This is a genomic window from Lactobacillus sp. WILCCON 0149, from assembly GCF_057197965.1.
The window spans coordinates 1,636,445-1,654,690 of sequence record NZ_JBUBHO010000001.1; the positions used below are offsets into that span (position 1 = coordinate 1,636,445).

Genomic DNA, 18,246 nt, shown 5'->3' on the forward strand with positions numbered 1-18,246 from the left:
ACATTGAAAAGCCTCTTCACAAAACCGGGACTAATTGCCTTAATTATATGTTTTTTTACTTAAAATCCAAAGTAAAAAAACTGCTGTTAATCGTCCTCGCTTGTCAGGAACTTGTAAACAGCCCAGGCAAAGAGAGCCGTTGGCAACAAGCCCGGTGAAAGTTCAACCTTGAGCTTGGTCCGGCCATTTTCATTGACTTTCTGGCAGCTATATTCGCCCAGCAAAAATTGTTTGAGTTTCATTGTTGCCCCCCTGCACTCATAGCGTATTAACAGGCAATAACCATTGTCTCTACTCTTTTTATTATACTCTTGATTTGTTTGCAATTTATTGCATCTGTTATTTTATTCTGAAAAAACAGGAAAAGGCGAAAAAAGACGCGTGCATCAACTACACGCGCCTTCTTTACTTAAACAGATGGAGATGAGGGGAATTGAACCCCTGTCCAAACGCATCCCGTCACTAATCTCTACGATCATAGTCATATTATTTAAGCTTCACCGGGGCAAAACGCCATATGACAGGGCCAAACAGCCACGGCTAACCTGTTAGTCTCTTCTTGCTTATTCAGGTGTGATAAGCAAGCGTATCCCGTAAGGTTGATACCGCAAGACCACCACGGGCAGGCAGTCTATTGGCAGCTGGGCTGAACTAAGCAGCTACAGCGTATGAGTTTTCGTTTGCAGTTAATTTAAACTGTTTAACGTTTTAACGTAGACGTAACCTACGAATCGCAACCAGCGCGGGTCTGCGCCTGTCGAATCCCAAAACATCCCCGAAATAGAGAACATGATCATTTTAGCAAAAAATGACCATGTCCTCAAATATTCTGCTTAAAAACTTTTACTTAAGCTTGGCCAAACGGACAACGTCGCGTTCGATCATCAATTCTTCGTCAGTCGGAATTACCAAAGCAGCCAGCTTGGAATCTTCCTTGGTGATGAAGCCTTCGTCGCCAGCCTTGTTGGCTTCTTCGTCAAAGTCAACGCCCATAAAGGACAGGGACTTCATCACGTCTTCACGAACTTCATCGTCGTGTTCACCGATCCCGGCAGTGAAGACAACCGCGTCTGCCCCGCCCATTTCAGCAATGTAGGAGCCAACGTAGCGGACTACCCGGTTGATGAAGATCTCATCAGCCAGCTTGGCCCGTTCATCGCTGCTTTCCCGGATGTCGCGCATGTCGCTGGAGATACCAGAAATGCCCAGAAGGCCAGACTTGTGGTTCAAAATGTCAATCATTTCGTTGAAGTCGGTCATGCCTTCCTTCTTCATGATGTACTGCAAAACTGACGGGTCAACGTCACCTGACCGGGTCCCCATGGTTACCCCAGCCAATGGTGAGAAGCCCATGGAAGTGTCGTAACACTTGCCATCCTTAACAGCAGTAACTGAAGCACCTGAACCCAGGTGGCAGACAACCAGCTTGAGGTCCTTCAGGTCCTTGCCCAGCATTTCAGCGGCTCTGCCTGCCACGTAACGGACGGAAGTGCCGTGGGCGCCGTACTTGCGGGCCTTGTACTTCTCGTAGTATTCATATGGCAATGAGTAGAGGTAGTGAACCGCGTCCATTGACTGGTGGAAGGAAGTGTCAAAGACGCCGACTTGCGGCACGCCCGGCAACAGGTTCATGAAGGCTTGAATGCCGCGGCCTTCTGCAGGGTTGTGCAGAGGAGCGTAGTCAGTCAAGTCAAAAATCTTGTGGATGTTGTCCTTGTCGATGATTGCTGAGTCTGGGAACAATTCCCCGCCGTTCACGATCCGGTGGCCAACGCCGACAATTTCCTTAACGTCTTCAATAACGCCGTATTCCTTCAGCCAGTCCAGCAGGGTTTGCACGGCTGCTTCCTGGTTTGGCAGGTCAACTTCTGCTTCATGCTTAGTCCCATCAGCCAACTTCATTGAGAAGCTTGAACCATCGATACCAATTCGGTCGCCCAGGCCGGAAGCTAAGACACTCTCATCAGCTAATGAGAACAGCTTATACTTAAATGAAGATGAACCAGAGTTGATTGCTAAAATCTTATCCATTATTAAAAAACTCCTTTTACTCACTTCACAAACTTAATTATCTTTTTTAGTATACCACTCGTTCAGTTTAATATTAAGGGCTACCAAAGATTCTTCCTTCTTCAGGTTCTCAAGCTTTGTGAGCAAAACTTCCTTCGGCGGCTTGCTTTGGCCGTGGTTTTGGAAGATAAGGATACTTTTTTGATTTATCTTGCTTTGGAATAAGCTGCTTGGCAATTGCACGATCGCCTGCAGGTAGACCTTGCTGGCCAGCCATGGCATAAAGTCGGCCCCAACCGTCCCAGTCAGCATGTTCTGCGGCACTAAAAGAAAGGCAAAACCGTCTTCAGCCAGATTCTTGACGATCTGCTCAACGAAGAGGACGTGCGCGTAAGCGTGCCCTTCCTTGGTCCGGAGGTCAAAGTTCTTGGCGTTGTCGTCATTAGCGTAAAAGCCGATCGGCAGGTCGCTGACCACAACGTCTGGCTTGACCGGCCAGTCGGTCAAGGCATCCTGGCAGTAAAAGTCGGCCTTAAGTCCCGCCAAGTGGGCGGCCACGTCGGCCAAATTGAGCATTTCTTCATCATTGTCCAGGCCAACCAGGTCAAAGCGGTCTTCTGAATGATTCTGGGCCGCCAATTGCTGGTCAACTGAGAAGAGCAGGTTGCCGCTGCCAACTGCCGGGTCCAGCAGGACTTGCTTTTTCTTAGGCAGGAGCTTGTCCATAAACAGGGTCAAGACCGTGGCCAAAAGCGGCGGAGTCGGCATCTGGTTGGCATCCCGCCCGTCGTCATTGATGGCCTTAAGGACCAGGAGGCCATAGACCTGCTCTTTCTGGGCCTTTGACCAGTTCTTGTAGTCTAAAGCCGCGTAGCGCTCTTTAAGCTCAGCCACCGTCTTTTGGTCCGGAGCTCCCATTTCCACGCGGATTTCCCCGCTTTCCAGGTTGTCAAAAGTTTCCACCAAGGCATCAGCCAGGGATACGTTCAAGGCTTCTTGCAGGCATTCAACGGCCTCTAAAGTCTGCCCAAACAGTTCTTCAATTCTATTCATGACTAAGTCCACCCTTCTTTGCAATACATACCAATTCTAATGATTTACAAGGAAAGGTGCAAGAAATTTCACCCGCCCCATAAGTAATTTGCCAGCAGCTGGTTGATCCGGATAACGTGTTTATAAGCATCCAGGTAGCTTTCAATCAGCAGTATGGTCGTGGCTAGCAGCAGCACGCTGGTCAGCAGAGCGCTCCCCTTTTGCCGGCTTAACTTGGTCTGTTTTCTTATCTTCAGTCTTTTTCTCAGCCTCCTTGTCTTTTTCCGGTGCCTTGTCGACTTTAAAATACAAAATTGACCTTTTCCCATGTTCATTGATATGAACCTCCATCAAGCCATCTTTGGCCGCGAACGTTGCCCCCCAGATTGGCATCAGGGTCATGTTGCCGCCATTTATTCCGGATCTTCTGACCCGAAGATTATTTCCGCTATTGTCCATTTCCAGAACATAGCCAACTTTGTCTATTTTTTCTTCCCCCGTCTTGTCGTCCTTTTTCTCTTCTTTGATGAACATGATCTTCAAAGGATTGGAATTCTCCAGATCAATATAGGTCCGCTGGCTGTCCTTTTTTAAAAACTTGGAGAACTGGACGTAAGAAAAGGCCAGTTCATTGGGGTCATGCCGGTCTTTTTCAAAAAGGGTAAAAAGCTTAAGGCATGAGGACAAGAGAGATAGGCAAATCACCGTCACCAAGAGGGCGACCATGGTTTCCATTAGGCTAAAAGCCTTACTTCTGGCAAATCTTCCGCTGGGTTTCATCATACAGGTCTCCTTTGCCGGTCAAGACATACTCGTGGTCTCTGACCTTAACCCGCTTGACCGGGCACTCTTTCAACATCCGGTAGGCCAGAGCCTGGTTGGCCCGCTGGCTTGACTCTTGCTCCAGCTTTTTAAGCCCGCTGAGGCAGGTGACCGCGGTATTTAAAGCAATGCAGACGATAGCCAAAGCCACTACTGCCTCCAGGGCTAAAAAGCCTGCCTGCTTACTTTTCATTGATCTTCCCCCATGGCAGCAAAAAGGTGTATTTTTTAACATACTCTTCTTTCCCCTTATCATTCTTCACGATTCTCAAGGTAAACGGCTGGCTGGTGATCCCGTCGTTGGTGATGCTGAGGCCGGTTTTATCGCTGAAAGAAGTATAAACCGTAATCCCATCCGGAATCTTGAGGCTCTCATGTTTGCCGTCTTGAATGACTTCAAGCTTGCCTTGTTCACTCTGGTTGTAGATCACGACCCTCTTTCCCGTAATAGCAGCGCTTCTGATTTTCTCTTGAAAAAGTCCCGCCGCCTGCCGGCAGAAGCGGTCAAAATTGATCTTGTCCTCAAAGCCTTGAAAGCTCATCTCCCCGATTCCCAGCAGCATCCCCGCGATGGCCAGCGTGATCACCGTCTCCAGCAGGCTGAAGGCCTTCTGCCTCATTCTCCGCTCTTGGCGAAGTCACCAATCGCCAGCTTCTTGTCTTCAGCCTGCTTCTCCTGCTTTTGCGTCAAGTAGTGGGCATCCACCATTTCCTGGAAAGAGGCCGGGGTATTGCCCGTATTTTCCTCATATAGCTCCACCTGGGTCCGGATGGTCGTGGTAAAAGCATCGTTGGTCCGCTTGTCGGCATGGTCCTTTTGGGCTAGCAAATTTGGCGAAATCAAGAGAACCAAGGTCGCGATGATGGCCACCACGATCACCATTTCAATCAGGGTAAAAGCCCGCTGGCGTTTTGGCCAGAATCGTCTTAAATGTTTCATTTGCTTTTTTCCTCCTCAAAAACTAAAGCTGCTGCATGCTGTCGTATATTGGTAAAAGCAGCTTCAAATACATCCCAATAATGCACAGGCCGATCAAGATAAAGCAGACCGGCTGCACGTTGACAATCAGCTTAGACAGTTTCTGGCGCAGGCGGCTAAACAAAAGCCGGGACAAAAGCAGGCACTGCCGGCTCAGCTCTCCTCGCTCACTGCCCGCTTGCAGCAGCATCAAGAGGTCCTGGCATAAAAATGGCTCCTTCTGGATGACCTCTTCTACTTTCTTGCCCCGCAAAATCGCGTCTCTTGCCCGCCTGCCCACTTCTTCTTGGAGAGACCCCGGCGCCTGCCGGCAGGCAAAGTCGCACATCTGCTGCAGGGAAAAGCCGCTGGCCAAAAGCATGCCCAGGTCATAGGAGATCAAGTACTGGCCATACAAGGCCACCACCGGCCCCAAAAGTGGCCAGGTCAAGAACTTTTTAAAAGACTGATAGTCCTGCTTTTTCATGTAAGCTGCCGCGATAACGACTAACATGATGACCAAGACCAGCAAAAAGACTAAAACAAGCAAGAGCAGATCCCCCTGCTTGGCGGAACTGCCGGCAAATTCTACCGACAAAAATTTCTGCATGAAGAGCAAAATCAAGGTCATCATCCCCGCCAAAACGACCGGGTAGGCCAGTTCTCCCTGCAACTTCTTGACCTGCTCATTCTTCATCCGCCCCAAAAGGGCCAGCTGGGCCAAAGATTCATCCAGCCGCCCTTGACTTATTGCCATGTCCAGCTGGGTTACGGTCGTTTTGTTAAAGCCCAGGCCCGCCAGAAGCCGGCCCAGGTCTTCTCCTTGCCGCATCTGTTCATCCAGCCGGGCCAGCTGCTTTTTCCGCTTGGGCCAAAGCAGGGGCAACAGCTGCAGGCTCTTGGTCAAGGAAAAGCCGTTCTTGAGGCAATTGGCCAAAAAAGCCAGCAGCTCCACCTGCTCACTCTGCTTCAGCCTAGCCGCCTTTATATTGCCTTGCCACATCTTCTGTAATTTCTCCTTTCTCCACCAGCTTGCTTAAGTTTTCCTCCCAAACGGCGAAATTCCCTCTGACCGGCTGTGCTAAGGCTGCCAGCAAGTCCTCCTTGCTGGCCAAGTCCAGCAGGCAGGCCGGGCCCTTTTTACCCGGCAAAAGGCGCTGGTAGGACACCGCCGTCAAGCAGTTGACCAGCTCGTTATTTTTAACTCCCAGGCTCTCCAGGCGGGAAATGGTTTGGTAGGTACTTTTGGCATGCACTGTGGCTAAAACCAGGTGGCCGCTTAAAGCCGCGTCAACCGCCAAATGGGCCGTCTCTTCATCGCGGATTTCCCCGATGATCAAGACGTCCGGCCGGTGGCGCAGGGCCGCCTTTAACAGGCTGGCATAGCTGATCCCGGCACCGGCATTGACCTGGGCCTGAAAAAAGCTCTCCTCATACACTTCCACCGGGTCTTCAATAGTCATCACCATTTTCGTCTGGCTGAGCCTTCTGGCTAATTCATACATGGTCGTGGTCTTCCCCGACCCCGTTGGCCCGCTGGTCACGATCATCCCCCGCCGCCAGCAGAGGTCCACCAGGTCCTTAAACTGGTCCGGGAAAAAGTACCGGCTCTCCCCCAAAGCATAGATGATCCGGATGACCAATGAGTCCTTCCCCCGGTAATCGCCCACGCTGGAAAGGCGGAGCCAGTAGTCCTGCCCCGATAAATTGACAGCCATGCTGCCAACCTGGGGGCGGCGGTGTTCAGCAATATCCATTTCGGCTTGGTACTTGAACCAGTTGACTAATTCATTGCCCGCTTCCAGGGTCAGGTCCGGCCTTTCTTCCAAGTCCCCAGCCCGCAGGCGCAATTTATATCCGCCCTTCTTGGGCAGGAAAAAGATGTCACTGGCCCGGATCCTAACCGCTTCTTCCAGCATTTGCCGGGCTTTGTCCTCAACTTCCACAAGGTCCTCCTTTCTTTTTCTCTTTTTCCTCCTCCACTTACTAGTACGCCAAAAGTGCCGATTTTTTTCTGAGAAGTCAAAATTTTTCCAAAAAATCGCAAAAGAGCATAAAAAAACGCGGCTTTCCTAAGAAAGTCGCGTCTTGTATAGCTTAATTTACAGCTTGAATTATTCTTCTTCGTCAGCTGCAGCGGTGTAAACGTTGGAAACGTCATCGTCGTCTTCCAAAGCGTCAACCAGCTTTTCGAATTGTTCCTTCTTGTCGTCTGGAACTGGAGTGGTGTTTTGCGGCACCATGGTCAGTTCGGAAACTGCGAGCTTGTAGCCGGCCTTTTCCAAAGCATCGCGGACAGCAGTAAAGCTCTTGGCGTCAGTGTAGATTTCGTAAGCGTCGTCGCTGGTTTGCAGGTCGTCGCCGCCGGCTTCCATGACGTCCATCAGCATTTGGTCTTCATCCGCGTCAGTAGTTGACCGGTCGATTACAATGTAGCCCTTGCGGTCGAACATGTAGGCAACTGACCCAGTAGCACCAAGGCTGCCGCCGTTGCGGGTAAAGGCCACGCGGACGGATGAGGCAGTCCGGTTCTTGTTGTCAGTCAAAGCTTCAACCAGGATGGCAACGCCGCCCGGTGCGTAACCTTCGTAAGTTACTTCATCGTAGTGTTCATCTGAGTTGCCTTCAGCCTTCTTGATGGCCCGTTGGATGTTGTCCTTTGGCATGTTGGCAGCACGTGCCTTGTCCATGACCAAACGCAAGCTTGGATTACCTGAAGGGTCAGGACCACCACTCTTTGCAGCCATGTAAATTTCACGGGAGAGCTTTTGGAAAACCTTCCCTCTCTTAGCGTCTTGCGCATTCTTGCGGCCTTGAATATTGTGCCATTTTGAATGTCCTGACATTTAGGATCCTTCTTTCTGTAATTAATATAATCAACTTTTTTATCATAACTCAGGAAAGGCAGAAATTCAACGGTTTCAGCCCTTAAATGGCCGACTTTTTTCGCTCCCGCCCCTGCTTTATTTGATAAAAAATCACCGCCAAACCAATGGCCAAGAGCGCTCCACTGGCATCCAGCATCACGTCGTGTACGCTCGGCGTCCGGTCCCCGGTCAAAAACTGGTGGAACTCATCCATAGCCGCGAAGGCAAAGGCGCTGGCCCAGACAAAGAGGGGCCCGGTCCACTTGATGACAAAAACTCGCCGCAAACCTAGGTAGGCAAAGAGGCCGTAGAAGAAGTAGCTGGTAAAATGGGCCAGTTTCCGGACCACGAACTGGGTAAAGCCGGCCGATCCGTCAGTCTTGACATTGTGCCAGACCCCGCCGTAATAAATATTGAGCCGGTGAATCAAATCTTCCAGCCAGCCCAGGTAGGTATGGATGAAACCTGCCTTCATTTTCTGCTCATGGTAGGTCATCGAGCTTGAGATGAAGAGCATGACCAAAACGGCCAGGGCCAGGAGGAGGTAAACTTTTTCTCTTTTACTAAACTTAAAATCATTCATGTCGTTTATTTTACCATCGATCAAATGCTGATGCTTGACTTTTACGATTTTTTCCCGTATTCTATTATGATTTGCAGGCGAGCTGCAGATCTTGAAAGGAAAAGACATGAAGAAAAAACACAGACAGTTAATCATCTGGCCAATTCTTTTTTTGGCTACTCTCTTTTTAGCCGGCTGCGCAAAAAATGAAAAGACTTCCAGCAGCCAGATCAAGATTGTGACTTCGACCAACATTTACGCCGACATCGCCCAAAATATCGTCGGCAAATACGGGAAGGCTACCGCCTTGATCGCCAACGGCAATTCCGACCCCCACGACTACGAGCCAACGACCAACGCCGCTAAGACGGTAGCTGGAGCCGACATCATTGTCGCCAACGGGATGGGCTATGACAGCTGGATGGACAACCTGGCCGCCTCCAACGACAAGAAGGCCGTCAAGGTCGGGGAAGACTTGCTGCAGCTGGATTCCAGCGCCAACCCCCACATCTGGTACAACTTGTCCATGCCGAAAAAGTACGTCGCCTACCTGGTCAAGGAGCTGAGCAAAATTGACAAGAAGCATGCCAGCTACTACCAGGCCCAGGCCAAAAAGTACCTGAAAAAGATCGACAAGATCGACCAAGTCGCTGACCAGATCAAGGGCGAAAAGGCCAAGCAGGTCTTTGTCAGCGAGCCGGTTTTTGACTACGCTTTAGAGCGGACCGGCTTCAAGATCGGCAACAAGAACTTTGAAGAAGCTACTGAAAAGGAAACTGACCCAAGCGCGGCCGTGATTGCCAAGATGAATGAGGCCATCAAGAAAAAGCAGATCGCCTTCTTCGTCAACAACACCCAAGCCAGCTCAGACATGGTCAAGTCCTTCGTCAAGAAGGCTAAAAAGCAGGGCATCCCGATCCTGGAAGTCCGCGAAACCATGCCAAACAAGGTGGCTTACGCCGACTGGATGCTGGCCAACTACCAGAAGCTGGCCAAATTGGCTGAATAAGGAATAGAATTGAATAAGAAAACGGTGACTGCATCCTCAGTCACCGTTTTTGTATGTCATCAATCTTTCAAAAATTCCTTCAAGGCCCCAATCTGCCGGCTGGCATCCCTGACGCCGACCTGGTAGACCGCCTTAAGCCGCTTTGGGTCTTTTTCCATGGCGCTGACGTCAATATCTTGGCTGGGCCGGAAGACAAAAAGCTTTCCAGCTGCCTCTTCTCTGGCGATATAAGCCAGGCAGTCATTGTATTCCTGGTGCCGCTGCTTGAGGCGCGCCACGACAGCCGGGTACTTCTTCAAGACCCGGTCAACGACTGGCTGCAGGCGTGACGGCTCTTTCTGGTAGCCGGCTGGCTGGGTCAAAATAACCACAGCTTTATCATAGCCTTTTTCCAAGAGAAAGCGGACCGGGATTGAATCGCTGACGCCCCCGTCCCAGTAGGCGTGGCTGCCGATTTTGACCGGCCGGGCAAAGAAGGGAATCGAGGCTGAGGCCCGGATCCAGGCCACGTCCCGCCCCTTGCCAGTGGTCAATTTGTGGTAGGCTGGCTGGGCCGTCTCTACATCCGTTGCCACGCACCAGAAGTCCATCGGGTTTCTGGCAAAAGCTGCCGTGTCAAAAGGATCCAGGCGCTCTGGCAAAGTGTAGTAGCAAAAGTCCGCCCCGTACAGGTCGCCTGTTTTGAGCCAGGACCGCCAGCTCTTAAACTGGGGCCGGCCGCCGTAGCGGAGGTTGTAGCGCAAGACCCGACCAGGCTGCAGGGACTTATAGTTGCAGCCAAAGGCCACCCCGGCTGAAACGCCAACCGCCCCGTCAAACTTGATCCCGTATTTCATAAGGACGTCGGTCACCCCGGCCGTGTACAGGCCCCGCATGGCGCCGCCCTCCATCACTAAACCTTTCTTCATGCCGTCCCCCCTTGTCATCCTTTTACTTGCCCCAGTGCTCCTTGATGAACTGGGCACGTCCTCCGGCTTCTTCAGCCGCGTAGCGGTCCGGATGCTTCAAATAAAATTGCTGGTGGTAGTCTTCAGCTTCATAAAATGGCGCGGCAGGTTCGATCTCGGTCACGATCGGATCATCAAAACGGCCGCTTTCCTCCAGTTCCTGCTTGGACTTTTCCGCTGCCGCCTTCTGCTCTGGTGAATTGTAAAAAATCACCGGCCGGTAGTTGTCTCCCCGGTCCTGGAACTGGCCGCTGGCGTCAGTCGGATCCGTCACCTGCCAGTAGTAGCCAAGCAGGTCCTCATAAGTCATCAGATCCGGGTCAAAAACGATCTTGACCGCTTCCGTGTGGCCAGTCGTGTGGCTGCAAACCTGCTCATAAGTCGGGTTGGGCACATGGCCGCCCGTATAGCCAGCCGTGACGCTCTCGATGCCCGGCAAAGTGTCAAAAGGAGCAACCATGCACCAGAAGCAGCCGCCCGCGAAAATCGCGCTGTCCAATTTTTTCTCCATAAAATCACCTCGTCAAATTTAACTTGTCTTTAATTGTACTCCAAAGAAAAAAGATAGGAAATCTTCTGCTCAGAAAATATTCGCCCGGGAACCGCTATCATGGCTAAAAGGCTGTTTTTCCCTTCATAAGTAATGTAAAATAGATTTTGCTTTTAAAAAAATTAATAATTGCTAGATTGGAGATGAAAATGGTATCGCTGAACAAGTCCCCGGGCCAGACTTCTTGTTAGTGAAATTTGCTTAACAGGAAGGATTTTTTATGGACGAATTAGATAAAAAGGGAAATTATATTTCCTGGCAGACTTTAGCCATGATGGCCTTTGTCACGGTCATCGGGCTGGAAGACATCATGTACAACTTCCAAAACCAAGGGATGGCGGTTATCACCTCCTGGGTTTTGATGATGTTCCTTTACGTGGTTCCCTACGCTTTGATCGTTGGCCACCTGGGTTCAGTTTTCAATCATGAAGGCGGTGGCCTCTCCTCTTGGGTCAGAGCCACTGACGGTGAATTTTTAGGCTACTTCACGGCCTGGACCTACTGGGCCGCTTCGATTCCCTACGTGGTCGACACGGCCAACTGCCTCCTGGTCGACGTTGGCTGGGGGCTGACCGGGACTGACGAGTTTGAGGACCCGAAATTCCTTTCAACCGCCATGTTCACGGCCATCACCTTTGTCATCTTTATCCTTTTGACCCTGCTGGAACACAAATTCTCCAAGTCAATGGAAATTCTGTCCAACATCGGGGGCTGGGCCATGTTCATCATGACTATCCTCTTCGTGCTTCTGGCCTTCGCCGGCCTGGCCAAGTCCGGCGGCAAGACCGCGACGCCATTTACCTGGAAGACCATCATCCCCAAGTTTGACCTTAAATACTTCTCAACCGTGGGGATGCTGATCTATGCCGTCAACGGGTCTGAGCTGGTCGCCCCTTACGTGACCCGGATGAAGGACCCTAAGCGGGAATTCCCTAAAGCCATGATCGCTCTGGCCCTCATGACCTGCTTTTTGACCATCTTTGGCTCAATTGCCCTGGGCATCTACATCGATGCCAACCACATGCCAAACGACTTGAAGATGAACGGTGAATACTACGTCTTCGGTGCTATGGGCAAGCAGTTTGGCGTGGGCAACCTGTTTGTCTACATCTATGCCTGGGCCTCATTTTTCTACAACGTGGCCCTCTTGTCTGTTTTGCTCGATGCCATGACCAGAATGCTGATCTCCGACACCGGGGACAAGTACATGCCGAAGTTCCTCAAGAAGACCAACAAGGATGGCCTACCGATCAACGGCTACATTTTAACCGTCTTTTTGAGCGGCTTCATCATGGTTCTGGGGATTTTCCTGCCAGACATGAACGATATCTTTAACTGGCTTTTGAACTTGAACGGGATCATTTCACCGGCAGTTACCTGCTGGATCTTCTACTCCTTCATGAAGGTCCGGGGCAAAAATTCCTCTAAGTACCCGTCAGTTTACCGCTACATTAAAAACGACACCTTTGCCTGGTGGGTCGGCTTTGCCCTCCTGGCTGTCACGGCTATCGCTACTGTTTTAGGCTTTATGCCCCAAGACGTCAAGGAAGGCAGCTGGGTTTGGTGGTATGAACTTTCCATCAACATCGTGGCCTGCCTGGTCTTGATCGGCCTGGGCGGGATCTTCCCGGGCATCCGCAGAAGAGAAGAAGAATATGGCCTGGCCTTTGACCAGCAGCAATGGACCTGGATGATCACTATTGTCCTGGGCTCAATCGTCTTCAATGTCTGGCTGGGCGGGACCAATATCAAGCTGCGGGCCCTCTACATTGTCATTGAATCAGCCATTGCCCTCTTAGCTGTCTGGCTGATCGGCCGCCGCTTGCCAAAAGGGGCAAAAGTCAGCCGGTAAAGACAAAAAGGACTAAAAAACAATATTGTTAGACAAAAAAGATCTGCACGAGCGTGCAGATCTTTTCATTTTGCTTAAATTACAATTTCTGTCTTTAGTAAACTGGCCGGACATAACCCGCCGTTTCCGGCTGGGAGATGCCAACGCTGGCGCGGGAGTACTGAGCGGGATCGGCCATGATCTTCAAGACCAGGTCAGCCACGCTGGCTCTTGAGACAGAGGTGCCGACAAATTCGTCATAGCGGCCGGTCAAGGAGTACTTGACATCTGGCCAGTCGGTCAAGGCCGGCATTCTGATCAAGGTGTAGTCCAGGTCTGCTTCTTCCAGGCGGTGGGCAGCTTCTCTGGCTGGCAAAAAACGGCCAGAGCCCACCCATTCGTCAACCCAGGTGCCGAATTCCCCGGGAATTTCGTAGTAAAGGCCGGCCAGGCTCAGTTCGATCACCCGGTCAAAGCCGTTTTCCTGGCTTGCCTTGACCAAGTTCCGGCTGATCACCGTGAACTTCTTGTCGTCAACCTTGCCCAAAAAGACCAGGTCAGCATCCCTGGTGACTTCCTTGATCTTGTCCAGGTCAGTCGCTGCCCCTTCGGTCAGCTTGATCCGGTCAGCCTTTGCCAAGTCAGCTAAAAGTTCCGGCCGCTGGGTCAAAAGCTCCAGTTCAACATCGCTGAACTGGGGGTCAGCCAGCAAGTGCTTGATGACCAGGCGGGAGATCCGGCCGGTCGGGTGCAAAATGACATACTTTTTCATAAACAAATCCTTACTATTGCCATAAACAATTAAAAATTTTCTTACAACTTACACCCTTAATTGTACTCGCTTTAAGCGTTTTCGTAAATTCCTGGCCTAAAGCTGGTCTAACAGGCCCTGGCAGCCCCGGCTGATGTCCTCGAAAGCCTGGTCAAAGTCATTCGTGTACCATGGGTCATCAATATCATCAAAACTACCGGCAAACTGGAGCAGCTTGTACTGCTTTCTTTCCGGGTCACCCCCGCAGATCTGGTTCATGGCCATGAAGTTCTCACTGTCCATGGCAATCAGGTAGTCATACTTGTCATAGTCTTCCCGGGTCAAGAGCTGGGCCCGGTGCTGGCTAAAAGGCACCCCGTGCTTGGTCAGTTCCCTTTGGGCCCGGGAGTCCATCGGATTGCCAACTCCGCCAATGATTTCATCGCTCGTCACGGCTGCTGAAGCAACTTCAACCTGGTCAGCCTTGCCGGCCTCATCCAAGAGCTGCTTCATGATAAATTCGGCCATTGGCGACCGGCAGATGTTGCCATGACATAAAAACAAAATTTTCCGCATTTTTGTCACCTTTCCCTAAAGTGTAAGAAATATTATAGCATGCAGCTTTTTTAAAGAAAAAAGAGACGCCTTGGCGTCTCCTTCTTAATTTTGGCTGGCTGCCGCGTAGATCTCAGCTTTCTTGTCATTTAAAGCTTGGTCCAGCTGCTTGGCCGCGTCCAGGATATGTCTTGGGTAGTCGCAGACCTTCCCGGTCCAGATCAGCTTGATCCGGTCTTCTCCGGCTTGCCGGTCCTTGACTTCCTGCAGCTTGGCACTCAGATCTGCTTCGCTGGCTTCTGGCATGACCGCCACGAACTCTTCCCCGCTGATCCGGTAGAGCTGGCGGACATCAAAGCTCTCAGCCAGCCAGTCGGCCGTCTGCTGCAAGAGCAGGTTCCCTTCCTGCGGGCCGTGGTCAGCATTGTAGTCCCGCAAATTGTAGAGGTCCAGGTAGAGCAAGGCGGCTGGCTGCCGGTCACTCTTCAGCTTCTCAAGTTTTTCCTGGTAAGCCCCGGCCCCGCCAAGACCAGTCAAGTGGTCGCTGGCTGCCGGATTTGCCAATTGCTGCAAGCGGCTAACTACGCTTAGCTTGGCTGCCAGATAGCGGGAGTATTCGCCCAGCAAGTCCTTGGCATAAGCTAATTGATCTGCATCGAAGTTTTCTACCCCCAAGTAGCCTAAAAGCTTTTTGCCTGTAAAAAGCGGGTAGAGCAGAATGCGGACATTCTTCCGGTTCAAGTCATATAGTTCCCGGTCAAAGCGCAGGCTTTCCATATCGCTGATGTAAAGGTATGGCTTCTGCCCCCGCAGGCGCTCGCAGTAAGATACGATTTTCTCTGACAGAGCATCTGAAATCTTGCCCATAAGACTGGACTTCTTGCTCCATTCATATTCAAGCTCTGCCTTATCCTTGCCAGCAGAGAACATGTAGACTCTTTCAGGCTTGATCAAGCTGGCTACTTCAGCCAAGGAGAAGTTGATCTCAGAAGCATGGTCTTCTGGTCCGTTCAAAGTCCGGGCCAAAGCCGCGCTTTGCGCTGCCAGGCTGCCGGCCCGTTTAAGAGCCGCCAGGCGCGGAGCACTGTCTTCGATCCTGGTAAAGGCCATAGCCACACAAGCCGGCTGAACGGCTGGCAGGAGGGTAAATTCGCACCAAGCCTCCATATGCTTGCTGTAAAGGCGGTGGCTGCTGGCCCGGCCGGTCCGAAGGACTTCCAAAGGCAGGCTGGACCACTGGGCTTCTTCTCCTGGCAGGGCTGCCGTCAGCTTTTTACCCAGCAATTCCTCTTTAGGCAGCTGCAAGAGCTGGCTGAAAATCTGGTTGACAGAGACAAATTCACAGTCTGCCTGCTGGCTGGCCTGGTCATAAAATGGCCGGACAACTACATAAGGCAAAGGCAGGTCTTCAAATCTGCCGGAACTTGCCTGCTTTTCCTGGGCCTGGCTGGATAAGAGCAAGACCTTGAATAAAGCATGCCCCTGCAAATTGACTAGCATCTTGAAGCTCAGCTGGTATTCCCGGGCAGAAACCGTTAAACTGGTTAGCTGTTCATGGGTTGACCGGGCAGCTGCTTTGGCAAAGGCCAACATTTTCTCCTGGCTGGCCTGGTCTTGCCAGGACAAAGAACGGTCAGTAGCCAGAACGACCCCAATTTGCGCCGCAAAAGAACGAAAAGCAGTATTGAGATAGTAGGCGGTAAACTTTTCTGCTGCCCGGTCATAATCGATGATGGCCAACGGCTGGTCAACGTTGACGTCGACCAAACCGGCAGTTTCAAAGTAGGAGTTTTCATCCAGCCCTTCCCATTCAACGCCTAGTTCTTCCAAGCGGTCAACCACTTCCTGGAAGGTATTCGGCTTGCCATAATAGTAACCTTGAACTACTTCACAGCCCACGTCTTTCAAGAAGGCAATCTGTTCCTTGCTCTCCACCCCTTCACACAGGGTATGAACGCCCAGGCTCTTGGCCATGGAAATTAGCGGCTTGATAACCTTCTTGCTCCGTTCGTCGAACTTCCGCATGAAGATCATGTCCAGCTTGATTTCATCAAAGCCGTACTCTTTCAAGGTGTTCAAGGATGATGCCCCACTGCCGAAGTCGTCCATCAAAACCTCAAAGCCATTGGCGTGGAAACGGTCGATGGCCTTCTTGATCTTGACCGGGTCTTCAGTCAGGATGGTTTCGGTGATTTCCACCCGCAGCATTTCCCGGGGAATACCATACTTTTTAACTAAATCCAGAAGGACCTGGTTAGGGTCGCTGGTCACGAAGTCAGTCCGGGACAGGTTGAAGGAAATCGGCACGATCTTGCCGCCTGTGTCCAGCTGGTGCTTGATCAATTTAGCCGCTTCTTCCAAGACATACAAGTCCAGCTTGTAGGTCAAGTTGCTGGCTTCCAGGACCGGCACGAAGCGGCCTGGTGACATGAAGCCCCTGGTCTGGTCATTCCAGCGGGCCAAGGCTTCCAGGCCGGCCAGCTTGCCGTTCATCAAGTGTACTTGCGGCTGGTAGTAGACCTGGATGTCACCGTTAGCGATCGCTTCATCAATATGGTCGACCACGAACTTGGTGTAGGCTGATTGTTCACTGAATTCTTCAGTGTAGACCCGGTAGCACTTTTCTGCCCCGTCCTTGACCTCGTCGCAGGCCGTCTTGGCATAGTCGCATTCGGTTTCGATGCTCTTGCTGCCATCAGAATAGTAGATCCCGGCCTTTAGGTAAAGCTTAAAGGACAAGTCGATCTGTCCGACCCGGCGGTTGGCTTCTTCGATCCGGTCCATAACCCCGTCGTTGTCCTGGTCAAAAATAACGAAGTGGTCGTTCCCGAACCGGGCCAGGTTGTCCGGGCCAAAAATATCCCGCAGGATTTCCGCGACCTGCTTCAAGCATTCGTCACCTTTTTCGTGGCCATTGATCACGTTGTAAAGCTTGAACTTGGCCAAGTTGATGTAAACGATGGCCGGCATGATTGACGGGTCTTCTTCCCGTTCTTTGGTGATTTTCTGCGTCAAGTAGTACTGGGTATAAAGGCCCGTCAAGCGGTCATAGTTGACCATCTTTATGTAAGTGTCATCCTGACCTTTTTGCTGCATATTGTCCAGTTCTGACAAGAAGTACTGTCTGAACATCAGAATCTGGCTGAAAAAGAAGCCATAGCGCAAAGCCGCGTAATCATCTATCGCGTGTTTTAGAGCGAGATAACGGTATGCATCTATGCCGATACATACAAGGATGATAACGAAAGTCGCGAAGTAGGACCAGTGAATCAGCTGTCTGGTCTTGTAAGCTGCCTTCACTGATTCCTGCTTGGAGTCATTCTCCTTTTCTCTTTTTGCTTCATTTGCCGCCTTATAAGCCTGGTAGATGTCACCTAAAATCATGGCAATCGCGCTGACAAAAGCAGCGATGATCATAATGATCAAAAAGGGGCCGTCACTGGCGAGGTCTTCCCCTTTGCTCCAAAAGCGCCAAAGAACATAAAACAGATCCAGCATGCTTAAAGCAAAAGCAAAGTTAGTATACAGCTGCTTAGGATATTCCAGCTGCTCATTGATCGCCATGATCAGCAAATATGGCATCAAGATCATCACCGGATAGGTAAACAGGCGCCAGACATGATATTGGCCAAAAAGTACCGTCAGCTGCATTTCTTCCTGCATCTGCATGACAGAAAACAGGATTGTAGCAATTGAATAATAGATCAAGCTCCGCTTAAACTTGCTTTCCAAAGGAGCAAAGAAGGCAAACAGCAAGAGAGTCAGTCCCAAGACAGCTGAGATGATCCCCATGGCCACCCGCAAGGCATTTTTTCTAACATAATTGGCCAAAAAGGCCCCGTCATTGCCCAGACTGCAGGCTGTAAGCTTGCCAACTGGCTGGTAAAAGCCCTTTAAAGTCAAGCGGACCTGCTTGCCGGCTGAACCAGCTGGCAGGCTGATGCTGTTGGTAAAACTCTCATAATGTTCCGTCAGGCCCAGCCAGTCAGCCGCGATCTCCGGGTGGCTGGAATAGATCTTCTTTTGCCCGATATAAGCATCGATCTGCTTGATGTATCTGGAGAAAAAAATAATCTTGTCCTGGCTGTTCACCTTTTTAGGCAGGCGGTAATAAATCGTCAGCGTCCCATCTTTGCCGGGTTTAAGTTCCCTGGCGTCAACTGCCTTACCGTTCTTATCAGTCCATTTCTGCTCAATGTCAGTCAAGGGGGCCGTTGAGTAAATGCCTTTAAAATTCCCCTGGCCCCGGCCCCAGAAACTGACGATGCCCAGGGCCAGCACGATTATGGCCATGATCAGCGAATAGAAAATGGCATGATTATTTCTCTTCATCACTAAACCTCATTTCTCTT

General features: G+C 51.0%; 18 protein-coding genes and 1 other RNA gene. 2 read left to right on the plus strand and 17 right to left on the minus strand.

The genetic code is table 11. The features are described from left to right. Positions 1-86: 86 nt before the first annotated feature. The 12 genes from ACYVUV_RS07525 to ACYVUV_RS07580 form a co-directional block, all read right to left on the minus strand. Positions 87-242, minus strand: coding sequence for a hypothetical protein (locus ACYVUV_RS07525; RefSeq protein WP_439775790.1), 156 nt, complete (start codon positions 240-242; stop codon positions 87-89). A gap of 173 nt (positions 243-415) precedes the next feature. Then, positions 416-777, minus strand: a transfer-messenger RNA (tmRNA) gene (gene ssrA / locus ACYVUV_RS07530). A gap of 66 nt (positions 778-843) precedes the next feature. Further along, positions 844-2,031, minus strand: a complete 1,188-nt coding sequence (locus ACYVUV_RS07535; RefSeq protein ID WP_439776420.1) for an acetate/propionate family kinase — start codon at positions 2,029-2,031, stop codon at positions 844-846. Between the two features lie 33 nt (positions 2,032-2,064). Further along, the gene (locus ACYVUV_RS07540) at positions 2,065-3,063 is read right to left on the minus strand and encodes a class I SAM-dependent methyltransferase (protein WP_439776419.1); all 999 of its coding nucleotides are present in this window, start codon (positions 3,061-3,063) and stop codon (positions 2,065-2,067) included. 141 nt (positions 3,064-3,204) lie between these two features. Then, positions 3,205-3,822, minus strand: coding sequence for a type IV pilus modification PilV family protein (locus tag ACYVUV_RS07545; RefSeq protein WP_484499373.1), 618 nt, complete (start codon positions 3,820-3,822; stop codon positions 3,205-3,207). Beyond that, positions 3,791-4,057, minus strand: coding sequence for a type II secretion system protein (locus tag ACYVUV_RS07550; protein ID WP_439776418.1), 267 nt, complete (start codon positions 4,055-4,057; stop codon positions 3,791-3,793). Before ACYVUV_RS07550 ends, ACYVUV_RS07545 begins: the two co-directional genes overlap by 32 nt. Next, positions 4,047-4,484, minus strand: coding sequence for a pilus assembly FimT family protein (locus ACYVUV_RS07555; protein WP_439776417.1), 438 nt, complete (start codon positions 4,482-4,484; stop codon positions 4,047-4,049). Before ACYVUV_RS07555 ends, ACYVUV_RS07550 begins: the two co-directional genes overlap by 11 nt. Next, complete coding sequence (gene comGC, locus ACYVUV_RS07560; RefSeq protein ID WP_439776416.1) at positions 4,481-4,804, minus strand: competence type IV pilus major pilin ComGC; 324 nt, start codon at positions 4,802-4,804, stop codon at positions 4,481-4,483. Before comGC ends, ACYVUV_RS07555 begins: the two co-directional genes overlap by 4 nt. Before the next feature lie 22 nt (positions 4,805-4,826). Beyond that, positions 4,827-5,825, minus strand: a complete 999-nt coding sequence (locus ACYVUV_RS07565) for a type II secretion system F family protein (RefSeq protein ID WP_484499234.1) — start codon at positions 5,823-5,825, stop codon at positions 4,827-4,829. Next, on the minus strand, positions 5,797-6,768 hold the full coding sequence (gene comGA, locus ACYVUV_RS07570) for a competence type IV pilus ATPase ComGA (RefSeq protein WP_439775326.1): 972 nt from the start codon (positions 6,766-6,768) through the stop codon (positions 5,797-5,799). The genes ACYVUV_RS07565 and comGA overlap by 29 nt, the downstream gene beginning before the upstream one ends. A gap of 168 nt (positions 6,769-6,936) precedes the next feature. Then, positions 6,937-7,668, minus strand: a complete 732-nt coding sequence (locus ACYVUV_RS07575) for a YebC/PmpR family DNA-binding transcriptional regulator (protein WP_439775327.1) — start codon at positions 7,666-7,668, stop codon at positions 6,937-6,939. Between the two features lie 82 nt (positions 7,669-7,750). Then, the gene (locus ACYVUV_RS07580) at positions 7,751-8,272 is read right to left on the minus strand and encodes a VanZ family protein (RefSeq protein ID WP_439775328.1); all 522 of its coding nucleotides are present in this window, start codon (positions 8,270-8,272) and stop codon (positions 7,751-7,753) included. Between the two features lie 106 nt (positions 8,273-8,378). Between ACYVUV_RS07580 and ACYVUV_RS07585 the strand changes: the two genes are divergently transcribed. Next, the gene (locus ACYVUV_RS07585; protein WP_439775329.1) at positions 8,379-9,260 is read left to right on the plus strand and encodes a metal ABC transporter solute-binding protein, Zn/Mn family; all 882 of its coding nucleotides are present in this window, start codon (positions 8,379-8,381) and stop codon (positions 9,258-9,260) included. 59 nt (positions 9,261-9,319) lie between these two features. On the opposite strand, the gene ACYVUV_RS07590 is transcribed toward ACYVUV_RS07585, so the two are convergent. Next, positions 9,320-10,168: a patatin-like phospholipase family protein gene (locus tag ACYVUV_RS07590; protein ID WP_439775330.1), complete on the minus strand. Its 849-nt coding sequence runs from the start codon at positions 10,166-10,168 to the stop codon at positions 9,320-9,322. 22 nt (positions 10,169-10,190) lie between these two features. Next, a complete protein-coding gene (gene msrA / locus ACYVUV_RS07595) occupies positions 10,191-10,718 on the minus strand; it encodes a peptide-methionine (S)-S-oxide reductase MsrA (RefSeq protein WP_439775331.1) in 528 nt (175 codons plus the stop codon). A 259-nt stretch (positions 10,719-10,977) separates the two neighbouring features. Between msrA and ACYVUV_RS07600 the strand changes: the two genes are divergently transcribed. Continuing rightward, the gene (locus tag ACYVUV_RS07600) at positions 10,978-12,609 is read left to right on the plus strand and encodes an APC family permease (RefSeq protein WP_439775332.1); all 1,632 of its coding nucleotides are present in this window, start codon (positions 10,978-10,980) and stop codon (positions 12,607-12,609) included. Between the two features lie 94 nt (positions 12,610-12,703). On the opposite strand, the gene ACYVUV_RS07605 is transcribed toward ACYVUV_RS07600, so the two are convergent. From ACYVUV_RS07605 to ACYVUV_RS07615, 3 genes are all read right to left on the minus strand, one after another. Then, entirely contained in the window at positions 12,704-13,360 is a 657-nt protein-coding gene (locus ACYVUV_RS07605) for an NAD(P)H-binding protein (protein WP_439775333.1), read from the minus strand. Between the two features lie 96 nt (positions 13,361-13,456). Then, the gene (locus ACYVUV_RS07610; RefSeq protein ID WP_439775334.1) at positions 13,457-13,915 is read right to left on the minus strand and encodes a low molecular weight protein-tyrosine-phosphatase; all 459 of its coding nucleotides are present in this window, start codon (positions 13,913-13,915) and stop codon (positions 13,457-13,459) included. 84 nt (positions 13,916-13,999) lie between these two features. Next, a complete protein-coding gene (locus ACYVUV_RS07615) occupies positions 14,000-18,226 on the minus strand; it encodes an EAL domain-containing protein (RefSeq protein WP_439775335.1) in 4,227 nt (1,408 codons plus the stop codon). Between the last annotated feature and the right edge of the window lie 20 nt (positions 18,227-18,246).